A 16,567-nucleotide genomic window follows, 5' to 3' on the forward strand; every position below is an offset into this window, starting at 1 on the left:
AAGGTGCCAGCCAGCCTACCAGCCTTCCTCCAGCACCCGCGCCAGCATGTCAGCGAAAAAGTCGGCGCTCTCCCGGCTCAGGCAGAGCGGCGGCTTGATCTTCAGCACGTTCAGGTGATCGCCCGTCGGCTGCATGATGACGCCGAGATCGAGCAGGCGGTCGCAGATCGCCACCGTCTCCTCCGTCGCCGGCAACAGGCTCTCCCGGTCGCGCACGAATTCGACGCCGAGATAGAGCCCCATGCCGTGCACCGCGCCGATCAGCGGAAAGCGTTCACCCAGCGCTTCGAGCCGCGCCTTCAGATAACCGCCGACGACACGCGCATTCTCCGGCAATCGTTCTTCCGTCAGGATATCGAGCACGGTCTGGCCGACGACCGAGCTGACGGGACTGCCGCCGGCGGATGAGAAGAAATACCCTTCCTTCTCCAGCGCGTCGGCAATCTCGCGCCGCGTGATGACGGCGCCGAGCGGGTGGCCGTTGCCCATACCCTTGGCGACGGTGATGATGTCAGGCACGACACCCTGCTCTTCGAAGCCCCAGAAATAGTCGCCGAGACGGCCATAACCGACCTGCACCTCGTCGGCGATGCAGACACCGCCGCGCGACCGCACCATGGCATAGACTGCGTCGAGATAGCCCTTCGGCAGGGGAATGCCGCCGGCATTGCCGTAGACTGGTTCGCAAATGAATCCGGCAAGCTTCTCGTCCGCGGCGTCCAGTTCGGTAAGCTTCTTGACGACGGAGCGGACATAGCTGTCCGCCGTATCGGCGCCACGGAACTCGCCGCGATAGGTGTTGGGCGCCGGCACCGGATGCACCCAGCCAGGGCGGGTCTCCAGCGCCTGCGGATTGTCGGCGATCGAGGTGGAGATCGCGTCACTGGCGACGGTCCAGCCATGATAGGCTTCGAGCAGGGTCACGACATTACGCGCACCGGAATAGGCCCAGGCGAGCCTGAGCGCCAGGTCGTTCGCCTCCGAGCCGCTATTGACCAGGAACACCGTGTCGAGCCCGTCAGGCGCAAGCGCCGCCAGCCGCGTCGAGAACTCGGCGACGGAGGCATAGTGGAAGCGCGAATTGGTGTTGAGCAGCGACCATTGCCGCCCGACGGCGGACGCCAGTCGGGGGTGCCCGTGGCCGAGGATGGTCACGTTGTTGACCATGTCGAGATAGCTGCGGCCCTCGACATCGAACAGATATTCCTTCCAGCCGCGCTCGATCTGCGGCGGGTGCTTGTAGTAGTTCTTCTGCGGCTTGGCGAAGTGCTGCTGTCGTCGGCTTAGCAACGCTTCGCTGTGCAGTTCCGGCGCATCGCATTCGAAGCCGAGGACGCCGGCCGGTGACGGGCACAGATGCTTCCAGGCCTCTGCCTGATGCGGCATGGCAAAGAGCGGCGGAACGAGGCCATGCTCGCGGCAAAGCTGGACGCGGATCAGGCCATAGGACTGCTGTTCGCCGGAGACGACGCCCAGCACCGCGCCGGCGGCGGCCGTCTCCTCAAGATCGCCGCTGACTTCCACCCCTTCAAGGAAAAGACTCCCCTCGGCTCCCTCCAGAACCAGCAGCCCGTCCTGCCGGATGACGCGCCCCGCAAACGGGGCAACGATCTCGCGGCCCGCTTCCAGGCAGATGTCGACATGCAGCGCCAGCGTCGCGTCGGGCTTCGGCGAACGCAGTTGCGTCTCGGTCATCCGGTACTCGCCGTAGCGCGTGGTCGCGACACCGATCGCGTGCGCCGCGTGCTGCAACAGCGAAATCGGCAGCCCCTGGTGCTGCCAGCGCTCCTCCGGCAACAGCGGGCTCAGGATCGACAGGTCGATCTGGCGCACGTCGGTCGGCCCGAGCCCCTGGATCAGGCTCTCCCCGGTCACCGGCTGCGATGCCGGCGCAAGCCCCGCCGCCGCCAGGATGGCGTGCTCCATCAGCGCCGAAGGGACCGAAGTCGCCACGTCGAAGATCTCCCGCTCATGCGCGGCATTGCCCTCGACGTAAGTGTTGTCAGGTTCGCGCGAAAGCTGGTGCTCTGAGCTTGCGACCAGCACGGCGGCGCGGGCGACGATCAGCGGCCAGAGCGCCTTCAGCTCCACCTCGGTCAGCGGGCACGCGGCGTGAAACGCCATGACCGCCGGCAGGATGAACCAGGGGTCGCCGTCAGCATGATGCAGCAAAGAGGCGCAGGTCACGGCAAGCTCGGCGACCAGCCACCCCTTGAGGATATCGCCGAAATCGATGACTCCGTCAGGGATCGGCCGGCCGGATGCATCGGGCTGGCTCACCACATTGTCGTCTGTGACATCATGATGGATCGCCTGGATGCGCAGTTCCGCCGTGATGGGCTGCAGACGCCGCATGGCTCCGACCATGATCTCGGCGATCCGCTTCTTGCGCTGCTGGTCCGGCATGTCGGCGAGAAGATGAAGCACGACGGGACCGGCGCGGCGCAGGTCCCATTGCAGTTCCCGTTCCAGCCCGGGATGTTCGAAGTCCTGCAGCGCCGCGGCCAGCCGCCCGGCCAGCGCGCCGAGCGCGGAAACGGCTTCACGCGAGAGATGCTTGCGCCGGGTCAGCGGCTCGCCATCGAGAAAATTCAGCAGGCGAATCCGGTAGTCCTGGTCGCGGACGGCAACGCTCTCGATCGCCTCGCCCTTGAGCGAGGGCACCACTTCCGCAACACGCGCCAAAGTCAGACGCTCGGAAAGATGCCGCAAGGCCGCATTCTGGGCCTCCAGTTCGAGCGCCCCATATTCCGCGCGGCAGATCTTCAGCACATAGCGTCGCTCGCCGGTATCGATGCGATAGTTGCGGTCCTGCTGGCTGCCGAGTTCGCTGATCGTGCCTGAGAGACCGTAGTGCTCCGCCAGCAACGCCTGCGCCTCCTCGGCACTGACATCGGGCCTGGGCAACTCGGTGCGAAGCTTCAGCGCGTCCTCAACCATGGTCTCGTCATCCTCCCACTCGGCGGTCGATCCTCCGAATCGACCGGAATATTGTCGAGATTAGAGCGGGATGAGGAAAAGATGTGCGGTTTTCTGCGGAAGCCCCAATCCCGATCTACTGCGACATGCCCTCAAGGCGATAGCGCGTGCCGGGATAAAGCAGGCGCGCCGTCGTCACATTGGCTGTCTCCGACCAGGTACGGCGCCGGATCATCAGGCATGGTTCGTTGCGGTCGATGCCGAGCAGCTTGCATTCCCACGGCTGCGGCGACACCGCCTCGACGATCTGTTCGGTGCGCGTGATGGGCGCGACCGCAGTCAGATAGGCGTTCGGCGTCATCGTCTGGAAATCCTGCTCCATATAACGTGGGCAGATCGCCGGATTGACGAAACGATCTTCGATCTGGATCGGCAGCCCGTTTTCCGAATGCACCATGATCGAATGGAAGACGCGCGCACCGGTCACGAGCCCGAGCGCATAGCCAATGTCCGACGGCGCGACCTCTTCCTGCATCAGCGTCATGCGCGAGGTGTGCGCGTGGCCGCGCTCGCGGATTTCGTCGGCGATATTGCGCACTTCAAGCAGCGCGGTACTGCCCTTGTGAGCCGCAACGAACGACCCTACGCCCTGAACACGGGTGATCGCGCCCTCGCTTGCCAACTCTCGAAGCGCCCGGTTGGCGGTCATGCGGCTGACGCGGAGATCGGCGACGATCTCGTTTTCCGAGGGAATGCGATGGTGAGCCGGCCACTCGCCGCTCTCGATGCGGCTGCGGATGAACTGCTTGACCGCTTCGTAGCGCGGCACCGGTCCGTCTTCGAATGCGGTCATTTCGTTCCTTCTTCCAAGCGCTGTCATCAACTCAAACCCCGCCTTTCCAGGATGCCGAACAAATCATGCGTATTCGACAATGATTCTTTTCGTTCATTTCGCGCTTGCGCGCCACCGTAAAATATCTATAGTTCCATATACAACTACGTACAGGAAAATCGCACCATGGCAACTTTTCCCGTCAACCGGCTCTTCGCCGACCATGCGCTTCTGCCGACAGGCTGGGCGCAGAATGTCGCCATTGCGCTTGACGCATCAGGCGGGATCGTCTCCATCGAGATCGATCAGTCGATCGCCGATGGCGACGAACGCGTCGCTGGTCCGCTGGTTCCCGCCGTCGCCAACCTGCATTCCCACGCCTTCCAGCGCGCCATGGCGGGCCTCGCCGAGGTCGCCGGCAGCGGCGACGACAGCTTCTGGACCTGGCGGGAAGAAATGTACCGTACCGTCGGGCTGGTGAACCCTGATGATGTCGAGGCGATCGCCGCCAAGCTCTACATGGAGATGCTGAAGGGCGGCTTCGGCCACGTCGCCGAGTTCCACTACCTGCACCATCAGGCCGACGGCACGCCCTATGCCGATCCGGCCGAGATGTCGCTGCGTATTCTCGCCGCGGCCCGCACGACCGGCATCGGCCTCACCCATCTGCCGGTCTTTTACGCGCACGCCAATTTCGGCGGCGTCGACCCCAATCCCGGCCAGCGGCCGTTCCTGCATGATCCGGATCGTTTCCTGGCCCTGCTCCAGCGCCTTGAGCCTCTTTGCCGCGAGGCCGGCCATACGCTCGGCTACGCCATTCATTCGCTGCGTGCGGCGACGCCCGAAGAAATGCGCACGATCCTCGATGCAGCGCCCGTAAGAGGGCCGATCCATATCCATGTTGCCGAGCAGACCAAGGAAGTCGACGACAGCCTCGCCTGGAGTGGCCGTCGTCCGGTTCAGTGGCTGCTTGACGAAATGCCCGTCAACGAGCGCTGGTGCGCAATCCACGCCACGCATCTGACCGACGACGAACGGCAGCGTCTGGCGCGCTCCGGTGCGGTCGCCGGTCTCTGCCCCGCGACCGAAGCCAATCTCGGCGACGGCATCTTCCCGGCGGTCGACTTCATGGCCGAAGGCGGCATCTTCGGCGTCGGCACCGATAGCCATGTGGCGACCAGCGTCGCCGAGGAACTGCGCCTGCTCGAATACGGCCAGCGCCTGCGCGACCGCCGCCGCAACCGGCTGGCCTCCGGCCCCGGCGCCTCGATCGGCCGGACCATCTTCGACGCTGCCCACAAGGGCGGCGCCCAGGCGGCCGGCCAGAAGACGTCAGGCATCGCTGTCGGCGCACGCGCCGATTTCGTCGTGCTCGACGGCGACAATCCCTACATCGCCGCCGCCAGCGACAACCAGATCCTCGACCGCTGGCTCTTTGCGCTCGGCGGCGAGAGCGTCCGCGACGTCATGGTCGCGGGCGAGTGGAAGATCCGGAACGGACGCCACGACCGGGAGGACGATATCGACCGCGCCTTCGCGCGGGTGCTGATGAAACTGAAATAGTAACAGAAGCCAAAATCAAAACAGGGAACAGCTTAATGTCGATCAGCAAATTGAAACTCACCCTTGCCGCCACCGGCCTCGTGCTCGCGGCTTCCACCGGCAGCGCCAGCGCCTCCTATTGCGGCGACGGCAAGACCGTCATGTTCGCCGGCATCGACTGGGAAAGCGGCGCCTTCATCACCGAAGTGATGAAGACCATTCTTGCCAAGGGCTACGACTGCCAGGTGGATTCGATCCCCGGCAACTCGGTGACGCTGGAACAGGCGACCGCCAACAACGACGTGCAGATCTTCGCCGAGGAATGGCTCGGCCGTTCGGACGTCTGGAACAAGGCCGTGGAAGAAAAGAAGGTCGTCGCCGTCGGCAAGACCTTCGTCGGCGCCAGCGAAGGCTGGTTCGTGCCGGAATACGTGGTCAAGGGCGATGCCTCCCGCAATCTCGAAGCCAAGGCTCCGGACCTGAAGAACGTGTCGCAGCTTTCCGACCCCAAGATCGTCGAGCTCTTCGCCGATCCGGAAGAGCCGACCAAGGGCCGCTTCCTGAATTGCCCATCGGGCTGGACCTGCGAGGGCGTGAGCTCCGCCAAGCTTGAAGCCTACAAGCTCGGCGAGACCTATGTGAACTTCCGTCCGGGCACCGGCACTGCGCTCGATTCCGCCATCACGTCCGCCTATCTCCAGGGCGAGCCGATCCTCTTCTACTACTGGTCGCCGACCGCGATCATGGGCAAGTTCAAGCTCGTCCAGCTCGAAGAGCCGGCCTATAGCGAAGCCTGCTGGAAGGAGCTTTCGAGCGCCAACGGCAAGCGCGATGAGGGCTGCGCCTTCCCGTCGGTCGACGTCTCCTACGGCGTCAACAGCACCTTCGCTCAGGAAGCGCCGGAGATCGTCGCGATCCTCGAAAAGGCGACCTTCCCGCTCGAAGCCGTCAACGGCAGCCTCGCCTACATGGCCGACAACAAGGTCGACGCGACGGCAGCCGCCGCCGAATTCCTGAAGACCAAGGCCGACGTCTGGGGCAAGTGGGTTTCGGACGAAGCCCGCGGCAAGATCGAAGCCAGCCTGAAGTAATCGCGACCCATCGCCAGCTCGGGCTTGTCGCTGCATCCAATGCGCGCGTGAGCTTGAGCTGGCGGTTGGCCACAATACCCGAGGCAAGCGCCGTCGGCGGCTCACCGTGTCCGCTGGCAGCCCGAGCAAGGAACGCGTCCGATGTTTCCGGATTCTCTCAATCTCTCCATTCGCGGACCCGTGAATGATTTCATCCAGGCGCTGGTTAGCGGCTATGGCTGGGTCTTCAAGGCGATCAGCGCCGTCATTCTAAAAGCCGTTCTGTTCATCGAATGGATCCTGCGCGGCCTGCCCTGGTGGGTCGTCATCCTGATTTTCATGGCGCTTGCCTGGCAGAGCTCCAAGCGCTGGACCCTGACGGTGGCCGTCGGTATCCTGCTCTTCTTCGTCGGCGTGCTCGGCCTCTGGGACCTGACGATGCAGACGCTGGCGCTGATGCTGATGGCAACGATCGTCTCGGTCGTCATCGGCGTGCCCATGGGCATTCTCGTCGCCAAGAGCCGGGTGATGCGCAACATCACCCTGCCGGTGCTCGACGTCATGCAGACGATGCCGAGCTTCGTCTACCTGATCCCGGCGCTGATGCTCTTCGGCCTCGGCAAGGTGCCGGCGATCCTCGCCACCATCATCTATGCCGTGCCGCCGCTCATTCGCCTTACCGATCTCGGCATCCGCCAGGTTGACCATGAGGTGGTGGAAGCGGCGACCGCCTTTGGCGGCAGCCCCAACCAGATCCTCTTCGGCGTCGAGCTGCCGCTCGCCACCCCGACGATCATGGCCGGCCTCAACCAGACAATCATGATGGCGCTGTCGATGGTGGTCGTCGCCTCGATGATCGGCGCCCGCGGCCTCGGCGAGCAGGTGCTGAACGGCATTCAGACGCTCGACGTCGGCAAGGGCCTGGAAGCCGGCATCGGCATCGTCATTCTCGCGATCGTACTCGACCGCATCACACAAGGCTTCGGCAAGAGCCAGACGGAGGATCCCCGCAATGGCTGATATCGAGATCCGCAACGTCTACAAGATCTTCGGACAGGACTCCAAGGCCGCGCTCGCCATGGCCAAGGAAGGGCTCAACAAGTCCGAAATCCTCGCCCGCTCCGGCTGCAGCGTCGGCCTCAACAATGTCAGCCTGACGATCGGCGCCGGCAAGATCTTCGTGATCATGGGGCTTTCGGGCTCCGGCAAGTCGACGCTGGTGCGCCACATCAACCGGCTGATCGAACCGACCAGCGGCGAGGTGATGTTCGACGGCAGCAATATCCTGACGCTTGACGCCAAGGCGCTGCGCACCTTCCGCATGCACCGCGTCAGCATGGTGTTCCAGAGTTTTGCGCTGATGCCGCACCGCACCGTGCTGCAGAACGTCGTCTACGGTCAGCGCGTGCGCGGCCTGCCGAAGGCTGAGGCCCGCGACATCGGCATGAAGTGGATCGAGACGGTCGGCCTTGCCGGCTACGACGCCAAGTTCCCGCATCAGCTCTCTGGCGGCATGAAACAGCGCGTTGGTCTTGCCCGGGCGCTCGCCGCCGACACCGACGTGATCCTGATGGACGAGGCCTTCTCGGCCCTCGACCCGCTGATCCGCGCCGACATGCAGGACCAGCTGCTGCAACTGCAGCAGAACCTGTCGAAAACCATCGTCTTCATCACCCACGATCTCGACGAGGCGCTGCGCATCGGTTCGGAAATCGCCATCCTCAAGGACGGACAGGTGGTGCAGGTCGGCACGCCGGACGATATCCTGGAGCGGCCGGCCAACGACTATGTTGCCCGGTTCGTGCAACGCCGACAGGGACGGCCGGAAGCCCATGAGTGAGAGCATAATCCTCGACGCGCCTTTGACCTGGCAGGAAATCGCGGCGGTCGCCAATGGCGCACCGCTCGCGCTTTCCGATGCCGCGCGGCGGCGCATCGTCAATGGGCGCCGCATTGTCGATGCGCTGGTCGAGCGCGGTATCCGCGGTTACGGCATCAACACCGGCGTCGGCGCGCTCTGCGATGTCATCATCGACCGCGAAAACCAGCAAGCGCTCTCGCGCAACATCATCCTCAGCCACGCCTGCGGCGTCGGGGACCCGCTTCCCCGCCCGGAAGCGCGCGCGGTCATGGCGGCCCAGATCGCCAACTTCGCCCACGGCTATTCCGGCGTGCGCGTCGAAACTGTCGAGGCGCTTTTGGGTCTGCTCAACGCCAACCTTATCCCCGCCATCCCCTCGCGCGGTTCGGTCGGTTATCTCACCCATGCAGCCGCAATCGGCCTCGCGCTGATCGGCCACGGAAGCGTCGACGACGGCAAGGGCAAGATCGGCGGTGCAGAAGCCCTCGCCCGCGTCGGCCTCAAGCCATTGCGATTGGAAGCCAAGGAGGGCCTGAGCCTCGTCAACGGCACGCCCTGCGCCACCGGTCTCGCGGCGCTGACGCTTTCCCGTGCCGCCCGCCTGTTCGACTGGGCGGATGCGGCTGCCGCCATGACCTATGAAAACCTCGGCAGCCAGGCCAATGCCTTTGCCGCCGTGCCGCTTGCGCTTCGCCGCTCCAAGGGTCTCGAAGAGGTCGGCGCGTCGCTGCGCACCTATCTTGCCGATAGCCCGATGCTTGCGGAAACCGCAGGCACCCGCACGCAGGACCCCTTGAGCCTTCGCGCCGTGCCGCATGTGCATGGCGCTGCCCGCGATGTGCTGAAGCAGGTTGCCGAAGTCGTCGACCGGGAGCTTGCAAGCCTCACCGACAACCCGGCCGTTTCCGGTACCCCTGAGGCGCCGGAAGTGCATTCGCAGGCCCATGCGGTTGGTGCTGCCCTCGGGCTTGCCATGGACAGCCTGGCGGTCGCGGTCGCCGAAGTCGCCGCCATTTCCGAGCGCCGCATCGACCGGCTCGTCAATCCGCTCGTGAGCCGTCTGCCGGCGTTTCTCGCCGGCGACAGCGGCGTCTCCTCCGGCTTCATGATCGCGCAGTATACGGCTGCCGCTCTTGCCGCCGAAAACCGACGCCTCGCCGCCCCCGCCAGCCTCGATGGCGGCATCACCTCGGCGCTGCAGGAAGACATCCTCACCCATGCGACGCCGGCCGCCTGGAAGGCGCTGTCGATTGCCGACAACCTCGAGACGATCCTCGCGATCGAACTGCTGGCCGCATCCCAGGCCTACGACCTTCAGCCGCGCGGCCGCGCCGCCCGCACCGACGGGCTCTACCGCCGTATCCGCGCGGCGATCCCGACCTATGCCGACGACCGGCCACTGAATGGCGATTTCGCGCGCATGCGCGCACTCATGGAAGAGAGCACGCCATGAAGATTCTGCGCGCGGAGAACTACAAGCGCATGCCGTGGAAGAACGGCGGCGGCGAGACGGTGGAGATCGCCGTCTTCCCGGATAACGCCTCGCTCGCCGATTTCGACTGGCGCGTAAGCATGGCGACCGTGGCCAGCGACGGCCCCTTCTCCAGCTTCCCCGGCATCGACCGCACGCTTTCGATCCTTCAGGGCAAAGGCATGCGGCTGACGATCGAAGGGCGCGAGCCCGCTTTGATGACCGGCGAGACGGCACCACTGCCTTTCCCGGCCGATGTCGCAACATCAGCAACGCTCGTGGACGGTCCGATCGTCGACCTCAACGTCATGACCCGGCGCGGCAAGCTTACGCATACGGTCCAGCGCCTGTCGATCGGCCATCCGCAGACAGTGGACGGCACAACCGACACGACCATCGTCCTTTGCCATGGCGGTGCCGTGCGCTTGGCAGCGGCAGAGGGACAAGCCGACCTCGCAGCAGGCGACACGGCGATCCTCAAAGGCTCAGCCACTGTCACGATCGAGCCGACGACCTCAGCCGTTGTGTTCGTGATCACTATCGACAAGCCGGCCGCCTGATCGGGCGCCGGCTTGCGCCAATCAACCCCGGCGCAAATGCAGCAAGGGATAGGGCCGGCCGGCATCGTCGACCGGCGAACGCCCAATCACTTCGAACCCCAGGCGCTGATAGAACCCGGCCCCAGAGGCATTCTGCTCGTTGACGTCTACCGTCAACACCGGATGCAGCGTCATCGCATGCTCGACGAGCCGCCGGCCGACGCCACTGCTGCGCGCCTCCGCGTGAACGAAGAGCGAGTCGATCTGCGCCCCGCTCATGCCCATGAAGGCGAGCGCCTGATCGTTTTCGTCAGCCGCAATCCAGAACTCGGCTGCCGGCAGATACTGGTCGCGAACCATCCTCTCAATGGCAGCGAAGTCCTCCGGCGTCAGGAAGTCGTGCGTGGCGACCACGGCGCCGCGCCAGATCTCGAAGGTGCGCGGATAATCGTCAGGACGGGAGGGGCGAATGGAAATGGTCATGCAACAATCACTTTGAAAAACGAGGCGCCGATGGGATTGCCGCGCTCAGGCCCGGGCCAAAGCAGCGCACAGGACGCCAGATGGTGAAGATGTCCGGTCCCGAATCCGATCCGGCACGACGCGCGCACTCTAGTTGAGGGCGCCCCGATCGCAAGCCGTTCGGCCAGGTGCGCTTTTCAGGCAACGACGATTAAGTTTCCAGTAACCATATCTCATGTTCCCCGGGGAACAGCGCAGCTGACGCCACACGATAGTCTCTATGTCACGGTTTCTACCGACACACGTCAACAAACGCAGGGCTTGGAGGACACGGACATGATCAAAACCGCTTTCGGCGTCAACGTCACCGTACTGGTCTTCTCGATCACCGTGATCGCCATCATGCACTTCGCCCTGTCCCAATATCGGGCCGCCGAAATCGCCGATATCAACCTGCCTGACTACTCGACCATCACTTCGTCGATCCACTACTAAGGCCCTCGTTCCGGCCGCGAAAGTCAGGCAGCGTGTCGAACTGGCTTTCCTCCGTCTGCACCTCCTTCGAGCAAAACGATCTGTAGGCGCTACCATCGATGATGGCGGCGCCTTTTTGCATCGATCAGCCGCCCCATGAACGGCCGGAGAGATTATGATAGGCAACGCCGATCGAGCGAATCGAACGCTCGAAACAGACGTCTATCAATGTTCCCAAAGGGGCCGAGGCAAATATGGCAGATCCGCAAAACGAGCTGAAGCTCAGCACCTTCAAGCTGCACGAACAGGCGGTCCGCGCATCCGTCGGCGGGAAGCAGCTGGCATTGGACGCACTCGAACTCGGCGGCGAAATCCTCGTCGTCCTGACATGGCTGGGCAACTCCGAGAAGGGCCTGCGCAAGCCGGAATATGTCCTGCCCTTGAGCGCGATCATGCACCAGAAGCTGAGCAACGATTCGGACGCGAAGTACAAATGGGCTATCGGTTCACCGCTGCCGCAGTCGCTTTTCGACGGCAGCGCGTCGAGGCAATTCAGAAGGCAGTTCGGTGTCAGAAGCGGGCCGGCACTGACGTTGCCATTGAATCCAACGCGTCATTGAGGGCGGCGTTCCCTCCCTGACAGGGCTCCGTTACATACGAAAACCACTGTATATCGCACCACGTGGCGAATGCCGTGGCCTTGCTTCAACAAGGAGAATAGAAAAGGCGGCAAGCGGCGGCCGCGCCAATCTAGCCCGAAAACTCCGCCACAGGGGGTGCGTTTTCCGCGCTGGGATTACCTATGTCTCAGGTATGGACAATTGGAGAAATGGTAGCGGAGGAGGGATTCGAACCCCCGACACAAGGATTATGATTCCTCTGCTCTAACCTACTGAGCTACTCCGCCGGGTACCGCGTCAGGGCTTCGAAGGAGAAGCCGTCTTGACTGGACGGGCGGCTTATACGGCCCGCTTCCGGGCAGTGTCAAGCCAAGTCTCCGGGAAAATGTGAAGTTTTCACAACAGCCCGGAAATCAAGGGCTTCAGGCGGCCGCAGGCGCCGAAAGAAGCACCTTCAACGCCGCTTCGGCACTCGCTTCGCGCTCCGATTTGCGAATGAAACCGCCGCCATAGACGCGTGCATCCTCGCCGACGCCGGAATAGAGCGCGCAGGCCTGGCCGGGCGCGATGCCGGCTTCGCCTTCGGCGAGCTCCACATAGATGCCCTCCTCGTCCGTCGCCAGCACGGCAGGGGCCGGCTGGCGGGTGGAGCGCACCTTGGCGAAACAGTCAAAGCCGCGCGCAGCCGCCACTTCGACGTCCTCGTCGCCCAGCCAGTTGACGTCGCGCAGATAGACGCGGCGGGTTTCGAGCGCCTCCTTGGGGCCGACGATGACGCGGCGCGAGCGCGCGTCGAGATAGACCACGTAAAGCGGCTCGCCGGTGGCGATGCCGATGCCGCGGCGCTGGCCGATGGTGAAGTGCAGGATACCTTCGTGCGTGCCGAGCACGCGGCCGTCGAGATGAACGATCTCGCCGGAAAGGGCTGCATTCGGCTTCAGCTTGGAGACGATGTCGCTGTATTTGCCCTGCGGCACGAAACAGATGTCCTGGCTGTCGGCCTTCTGGGCGACGACGAGGCCCATCTCCTCGGCGAACTTGCGCGTTTCGGCCTTGGAATAGCCGCCGAGCGGAAAGCGCAGATAGTCGATCTGTTCCTGGGTCGTGGCAAACAGGAAGTAGCTCTGGTCGCGCTCGGCATCGGTCGGCCGGTAAAGCGCCCGCTGGCCGGCATAGCGCGGGCTTGGGCTCGGGCGCGAGCGGATATAGTGGCCGGTCGCCAGCGCATCGGCGCCGAGCTCCTTGGCGGTCGCAAGCAGGTCGGCGAACTTGACCGTCTGGTTGCAGGCAACGCAGGGGATCGGCGTCTCGCCGGCGATATAGCTTTCGGCAAACGGATTGATCACCGTTTCACGGAAGCGCGCTTCGTAGTCGAGCACATAGTGCGGAATGCCGAGGGTTTCGCAGACGCGGCGGGCATCGTCGATGTCCTGGCCGGCGCAGCAAGAGCCGGCGCGGTGCACGGCAGCGCCGTGATCGTAAAGCTGCAGCGTGATGCCGAGAACGTCGTAGCCCTCGCGTTTGAGCAGGCCAGCAACGACGGAACTGTCGACGCCGCCGGACATGGCGACGACGACACGCGTATCTTCGGGCTTGCGGTCAAAATCGAGACTGTTCACGGGATCCAATCCGGCCTTCGGGCGGCAATCCATGCGCCGGCCCTGTTTCACGCTTCATGCGATGCTTGGCCGAGGAACTCTCGGCTCACGGTATGCTCGGCTTCTACAGCGACCCTTGCGCGTCTGATCAGACGCGCAAGGGTCGCTGTAGCACTTTGTTGCTGCATGTTTTTGTCCTTTAATCGGCTACGATTAAAGGAAACATGCGGTAGGCGCCGCGCGTCCAATGAGACGCGCAAAGGTCGCCGCAGCACTTTCATTTCCGCGACATATAGAAACTTGTCCGTCCGGCGGCAAGGCCGGCCGCCATACCCGACAGCGCCGCGCGTCCATTGGGACGCGTCATGCCAGCTCAGATCAGCTTCAGCCGCATGGCGCGGGCGATCGCCTGCATGCGGTTGACGGCGTCGAGCTTGCGGGTCGCGCTCTTGAAGTAGCTGCTGACGGTGTAGGTCGAGATGCCCAAGATGATGGCGATCTCGTCGCTGCTTTTGCCCGCAGCCGCCCAGCGCAGGCATTCCACCTCGCGGCTCGAGAGCTTCTCGCGCGCCGAATTGCCGGTGTCGAAGGTACGCTCGAGGCATTCGAAAAGCTGGACCAGCGTCAGATAGAGTGTCGCGCATTCGACGCCGACCGGTGCCTCGCGGCGGCCGGACAGCATGGCGATGAAGGGATCACCATTGCTCGTGTGAAGGAGCACGGCGAAATGGCGGGCCATCTCCGGGTGAGCGAGCAGCCGGTGCACCATGGCCTCGTCCACCGGCTTTGCGGCGATATCGAGGAGCTCGGGTCCGCCGGTTACCGGCAGCTTCGTAAACCGCAGCCGCTCGACCAATGTGCTCGACTGGAAGCTTTCGCAGGCGTCGTATTGGCGGACGAGCTCCGACGGCCAGTTGCTGAGCACCAGCCGCTCGGAGAAGCGCTGCTGTTCGGCGAGCGGCATGCGCGCGATCATGAAATGGCCAAAACCATAGCGGGCGATCAGTCGCCGCATGAGATGCAGAAGTTCGTATTCGGTGCGGACGGCAGCCGTATCGACGTCCGAAAAAATATCCGCCGCTTCAGCCTCGCGCAGCAAGGCCGGTTCATTCGATTCCTTCATCTGCGATCACCACATCCCCAGGCGCCACCGCGCCCGGTCGAGAGAATACAAAAAACGCCTCAGATCACCTGAGGCATGAAGTTCACCCCGGCGAACAAATACAGCCGCCGCTACCGGCCTGTCCGCGCAAGAAACGCGTCCGGTTGTGAAAACTATGACGATGCACCAAGAATGATTGCGGGAGCGCGCATACGACGCTCATCCTTATTTCGGCGCCTCGTTACCAAGAATTTTAGTTAAAGTGAAATGTGGTAATTGCATGGCTCCCATGACAATTCCGGGATAATCCAGGCTCTTCTCAAAGCAATTCACAAGCATAGGGCGCGCAGCCCCATGAATTGTGTGGGGCGGGCGGTCGAAATGGCGCCCCGCCGAAGTGTCTCAAATTATGAGTAAATTGTTACTTCCTGCTTAGGCAAATGTTAAATGTGGCAGGCTAAGGTCACGGTCATATGGTCTTGAGTTTGTGTAGAGAGTCCCATGACCGAAATGATGCGACCACGTGTAAAATATGTCATCGGCCCCGATGGCAGCCCTCTGACGATTGCGGATCTGCCGCCGGCGAATACCCGGCGCTGGGTGATACGCCGCAAGGCAGAGGTTGTTGCCGCCGTGCGCGGTGGCCTTTTGAGCCTTGAGGAGGCGTGCGAACGCTATACCCTCACGGTCGAAGAATTCCTGTCCTGGCAGTCCTCGATCAACGATCATGGTCTTGCCGGCCTGCGCACCACTCGCATCCAGCAGTATCGCCACTAGTTCGCCCATTACAGGGCCATAGGTCGAGCGGCGGCTTCGGGTTCCCCGGAGCCGCCGCCGTCGTTTCAGCCTCGCGGTGAAAGGCGGATTGGTGCTGTTTCGGGAACAGTCTGTGTACCGGCGGCACGGGTTTGGTGGATTTCGATTTCCGGATTTCTGCGCTAGCTTTCGGACAAGGAAACCCGGTTCGCCAAGGAAGGCTGTCATGGAAATCTTACACGAGGAAACTGGATCGCACGGCCGCTACTCGACCGTTGTCGAGGGGCATACCGGGGAAATGACCTATTCGCGCACGTCGCCGCAATTGATCATCGTCGATCACACCCTTGTTCCGGATGCCTTGCGCGGCAAGGGCGTCGGCCAGGCGCTCGCCAAACACGCTATCGAGGAAGCCCGCAAAGGCGGCTGGAAGATCATTCCGCTCTGCCCTTTCATGAAGGCGCAGACGATGCGGCACCCCGAATGGCAGGATGTCATCCAGGCATGAGACACGGCTGCGCGCCGGCAAGCCTCTCCTGATCTCAACAGACTTGCGCTGATCTCAAAATGAGAAGACCCGCCCGAACGCCAAGGCATCGAGCGGGTCTCTTCGTCTTGTCACGATCGTGCCGGATCGGGTCATGCCAGACGCATGCCCCGACAAGGCTGGAAATATCTGCCCCGAAACGGGCTACCCGCCTGACCAGCGCACAAATTCCCCGGACCGGAATCGACCTGGAGATCAAATCGTCCGCTAGATCAAAGGCTTGCGGTTCGGCTGCGCCCGATCGGGGCGCAAGAGCCGCAGCTTATGCCCGCAGGCGGGTCGATGTGTCCCGCTCTTCGAGGGCCGCCGCCTTCGCGTATTCAGCCTGCACTTCTTCGAGCGCGAGCTCGGCAGCATCCTGCTGCGCCTTCAGTTCGCGAATGGAAACCTGAAGATTGTCGGCTCTCTGACGTGCGGCCTTGGCGAAGGTGGGATAGGCGAAGTGCTGGGGATCGGAGATGCCCGACTTCTTTTCCTCGAAAATAATCTGATTTTCCAGATCCTTGGTCATCCGTTCGAACTCAGCCATCATCATCTGAAGCTGGTTCAGTTGACGCTGCTTCTCGCGGACCTGAAATTCCTTCAGGCGGACAAGGCTCTCACGTGCTTTCATACGCAATACTCCCGTGGATAACGAGACCCCGGTTACTGATTTGCCCGCGAGCCGGCCCGAACGGGGCCGGAAACGAAAAATCTTCAGCGATATTAACAAAAGCCTACCGCTGGTAACCTTTCGTTTACGGGCATCGTTAATCATAGGCGTGATGATTTAAG

The 16,567-nt window shown here is 63.1% G+C and carries 16 protein-coding genes and 1 tRNA gene; 10 read left to right on the top strand and 7 right to left on the bottom strand.

What is annotated here, in order from left to right; translation table 11 throughout:
- Positions 1-15: 15 nt before the first annotated feature.
- Together AC070A_RS16855 and hutC are read right to left on the bottom strand one after the other, a co-directional pair.
- The gene (locus tag AC070A_RS16855; protein WP_057254730.1) at positions 16-2,940 is read right to left on the bottom strand and encodes an aminotransferase; all 2,925 of its coding nucleotides are present in this window, start codon (positions 2,938-2,940) and stop codon (positions 16-18) included.
- 115 nt (positions 2,941-3,055) lie between these two features.
- Entirely contained in the window at positions 3,056-3,799 is a 744-nt protein-coding gene (gene hutC / locus AC070A_RS16860) for a histidine utilization transcriptional repressor HutC (protein WP_057254729.1), read from the bottom strand.
- A 138-nt stretch (positions 3,800-3,937) separates the two neighbouring features.
- Here hutC and hutF point away from each other — a divergent pair, with 138 nt between their 5' ends.
- The 6 genes from hutF to AC070A_RS16890 all read left to right on the top strand — a co-directional run bounded on the left by hutF (position 3,938) and on the right by AC070A_RS16890 (position 10,255).
- Complete coding sequence (gene hutF / locus AC070A_RS16865; protein ID WP_057254728.1) at positions 3,938-5,314, top strand: formimidoylglutamate deiminase; 1,377 nt, start codon at positions 3,938-3,940, stop codon at positions 5,312-5,314.
- Between the two features lie 35 nt (positions 5,315-5,349).
- Entirely contained in the window at positions 5,350-6,384 is a 1,035-nt protein-coding gene (locus AC070A_RS16870) for an ABC transporter substrate-binding protein (RefSeq protein ID WP_057254727.1), read from the top strand.
- 141 nt (positions 6,385-6,525) lie between these two features.
- Positions 6,526-7,383, top strand: coding sequence for an ABC transporter permease (locus tag AC070A_RS16875; protein ID WP_057254726.1), 858 nt, complete (start codon positions 6,526-6,528; stop codon positions 7,381-7,383).
- Positions 7,376-8,203 (top strand): quaternary amine ABC transporter ATP-binding protein, encoded by an 828-nt coding sequence (locus tag AC070A_RS16880; RefSeq protein ID WP_093233927.1) that lies wholly within the window; start codon positions 7,376-7,378, stop codon positions 8,201-8,203. The genes AC070A_RS16875 and AC070A_RS16880 overlap by 8 nt, the downstream gene beginning before the upstream one ends.
- Positions 8,196-9,677 carry an HAL/PAL/TAL family ammonia-lyase gene (locus AC070A_RS16885; protein ID WP_057254724.1) on the top strand — a complete coding sequence of 494 codons (1,482 nt, stop codon included), beginning with the start codon at positions 8,196-8,198 and terminating at the stop codon, positions 9,675-9,677. Before AC070A_RS16880 ends, AC070A_RS16885 begins: the two co-directional genes overlap by 8 nt.
- Positions 9,674-10,255 carry a HutD/Ves family protein gene (locus tag AC070A_RS16890; protein WP_057254723.1) on the top strand — a complete coding sequence of 194 codons (582 nt, stop codon included), beginning with the start codon at positions 9,674-9,676 and terminating at the stop codon, positions 10,253-10,255. The genes AC070A_RS16885 and AC070A_RS16890 overlap by 4 nt, the downstream gene beginning before the upstream one ends.
- Before the next feature lie 21 nt (positions 10,256-10,276).
- On the opposite strand, the gene AC070A_RS16895 is transcribed toward AC070A_RS16890, so the two are convergent.
- Positions 10,277-10,717 (bottom strand): acetyltransferase, encoded by a 441-nt coding sequence (locus tag AC070A_RS16895; RefSeq protein ID WP_057254722.1) that lies wholly within the window; start codon positions 10,715-10,717, stop codon positions 10,277-10,279.
- 315 nt (positions 10,718-11,032) lie between these two features.
- Between AC070A_RS16895 and AC070A_RS16900 the strand changes: the two genes are divergently transcribed.
- Positions 11,033-11,191, top strand: a complete 159-nt coding sequence (locus AC070A_RS16900; RefSeq protein WP_156414732.1) for a hypothetical protein — start codon at positions 11,033-11,035, stop codon at positions 11,189-11,191.
- Between the two features lie 233 nt (positions 11,192-11,424).
- Positions 11,425-11,790, top strand: a complete 366-nt coding sequence (locus tag AC070A_RS16905) for a hypothetical protein (RefSeq protein ID WP_057254721.1) — start codon at positions 11,425-11,427, stop codon at positions 11,788-11,790.
- Between the two features lie 210 nt (positions 11,791-12,000).
- Here the strand turns inward: AC070A_RS16905 and AC070A_RS16910 are convergent.
- The 3 genes from AC070A_RS16910 to AC070A_RS16920 form a co-directional block, all read right to left on the bottom strand.
- A tRNA-Met gene (locus tag AC070A_RS16910) sits at positions 12,001-12,077 on the bottom strand.
- 135 nt (positions 12,078-12,212) lie between these two features.
- The gene (gene mnmA, locus AC070A_RS16915) at positions 12,213-13,442 is read right to left on the bottom strand and encodes a tRNA 2-thiouridine(34) synthase MnmA (RefSeq protein WP_057254720.1); all 1,230 of its coding nucleotides are present in this window, start codon (positions 13,440-13,442) and stop codon (positions 12,213-12,215) included.
- Between the two features lie 319 nt (positions 13,443-13,761).
- On the bottom strand, positions 13,762-14,511 hold the full coding sequence (locus tag AC070A_RS16920; RefSeq protein ID WP_057254719.1) for a helix-turn-helix transcriptional regulator: 750 nt from the start codon (positions 14,509-14,511) through the stop codon (positions 13,762-13,764).
- A 480-nt stretch (positions 14,512-14,991) separates the two neighbouring features.
- Between AC070A_RS16920 and sciP the strand changes: the two genes are divergently transcribed.
- Together sciP and AC070A_RS16930 are read left to right on the top strand one after the other, a co-directional pair.
- Positions 14,992-15,267, top strand: a complete 276-nt coding sequence (gene sciP, locus AC070A_RS16925) for a CtrA inhibitor SciP (RefSeq protein WP_003527546.1) — start codon at positions 14,992-14,994, stop codon at positions 15,265-15,267.
- Between the two features lie 205 nt (positions 15,268-15,472).
- On the top strand, positions 15,473-15,754 hold the full coding sequence (locus tag AC070A_RS16930; protein WP_057254718.1) for a GNAT family N-acetyltransferase: 282 nt from the start codon (positions 15,473-15,475) through the stop codon (positions 15,752-15,754).
- A gap of 301 nt (positions 15,755-16,055) precedes the next feature.
- Here the strand turns inward: AC070A_RS16930 and AC070A_RS16935 are convergent, their stop codons facing one another.
- A complete protein-coding gene (locus tag AC070A_RS16935; protein ID WP_057254717.1) occupies positions 16,056-16,406 on the bottom strand; it encodes a flagellin family protein in 351 nt (116 codons plus the stop codon).
- Positions 16,407-16,567 lie beyond the last annotated feature (161 nt).

The organism is Ensifer sp. GW101-20A05 (assembly GCF_059424735.1).

What these genes read in the sequence shown, in the direction of transcription:
- AC070A_RS16855 (WP_057254730.1), bottom strand. Translation starts at nt 2,940, where the DNA reads ATGGTTGAGGACGCGCTGAAGCTTCGCACCGAGTTGCCCAGGCCCGAT.
- hutC (WP_057254729.1), bottom strand. Translation starts at nt 3,799, where the DNA reads ATGACAGCGCTTGGAAGAAGGAACGAAATGACCGCATTCGAAGACGGA.
- hutF (WP_057254728.1), top strand. Translation starts at nt 3,938, where the DNA reads ATGGCAACTTTTCCCGTCAACCGGCTCTTCGCCGACCATGCGCTTCTG.
- AC070A_RS16870 (WP_057254727.1), top strand. Translation starts at nt 5,350, where the DNA reads ATGTCGATCAGCAAATTGAAACTCACCCTTGCCGCCACCGGCCTCGTG.
- AC070A_RS16875 (WP_057254726.1), top strand. Translation starts at nt 6,526, where the DNA reads ATGTTTCCGGATTCTCTCAATCTCTCCATTCGCGGACCCGTGAATGAT.
- AC070A_RS16880 (WP_093233927.1), top strand. Translation starts at nt 7,376, where the DNA reads ATGGCTGATATCGAGATCCGCAACGTCTACAAGATCTTCGGACAGGAC.
- AC070A_RS16885 (WP_057254724.1), top strand. Translation starts at nt 8,196, where the DNA reads ATGAGTGAGAGCATAATCCTCGACGCGCCTTTGACCTGGCAGGAAATC.
- AC070A_RS16890 (WP_057254723.1), top strand. Translation starts at nt 9,674, where the DNA reads ATGAAGATTCTGCGCGCGGAGAACTACAAGCGCATGCCGTGGAAGAAC.
- AC070A_RS16895 (WP_057254722.1), bottom strand. Translation starts at nt 10,717, where the DNA reads ATGACCATTTCCATTCGCCCCTCCCGTCCTGACGATTATCCGCGCACC.
- AC070A_RS16900 (WP_156414732.1), top strand. Translation starts at nt 11,033, where the DNA reads ATGATCAAAACCGCTTTCGGCGTCAACGTCACCGTACTGGTCTTCTCG.
- AC070A_RS16905 (WP_057254721.1), top strand. Translation starts at nt 11,425, where the DNA reads ATGGCAGATCCGCAAAACGAGCTGAAGCTCAGCACCTTCAAGCTGCAC.
- mnmA (WP_057254720.1), bottom strand. Translation starts at nt 13,442, where the DNA reads ATGGATTGCCGCCCGAAGGCCGGATTGGATCCCGTGAACAGTCTCGAT.
- AC070A_RS16920 (WP_057254719.1), bottom strand. Translation starts at nt 14,511, where the DNA reads ATGAAGGAATCGAATGAACCGGCCTTGCTGCGCGAGGCTGAAGCGGCG.
- sciP (WP_003527546.1), top strand. Translation starts at nt 14,992, where the DNA reads ATGACCGAAATGATGCGACCACGTGTAAAATATGTCATCGGCCCCGAT.
- AC070A_RS16930 (WP_057254718.1), top strand. Translation starts at nt 15,473, where the DNA reads ATGGAAATCTTACACGAGGAAACTGGATCGCACGGCCGCTACTCGACC.
- AC070A_RS16935 (WP_057254717.1), bottom strand. Translation starts at nt 16,406, where the DNA reads ATGAAAGCACGTGAGAGCCTTGTCCGCCTGAAGGAATTTCAGGTCCGC.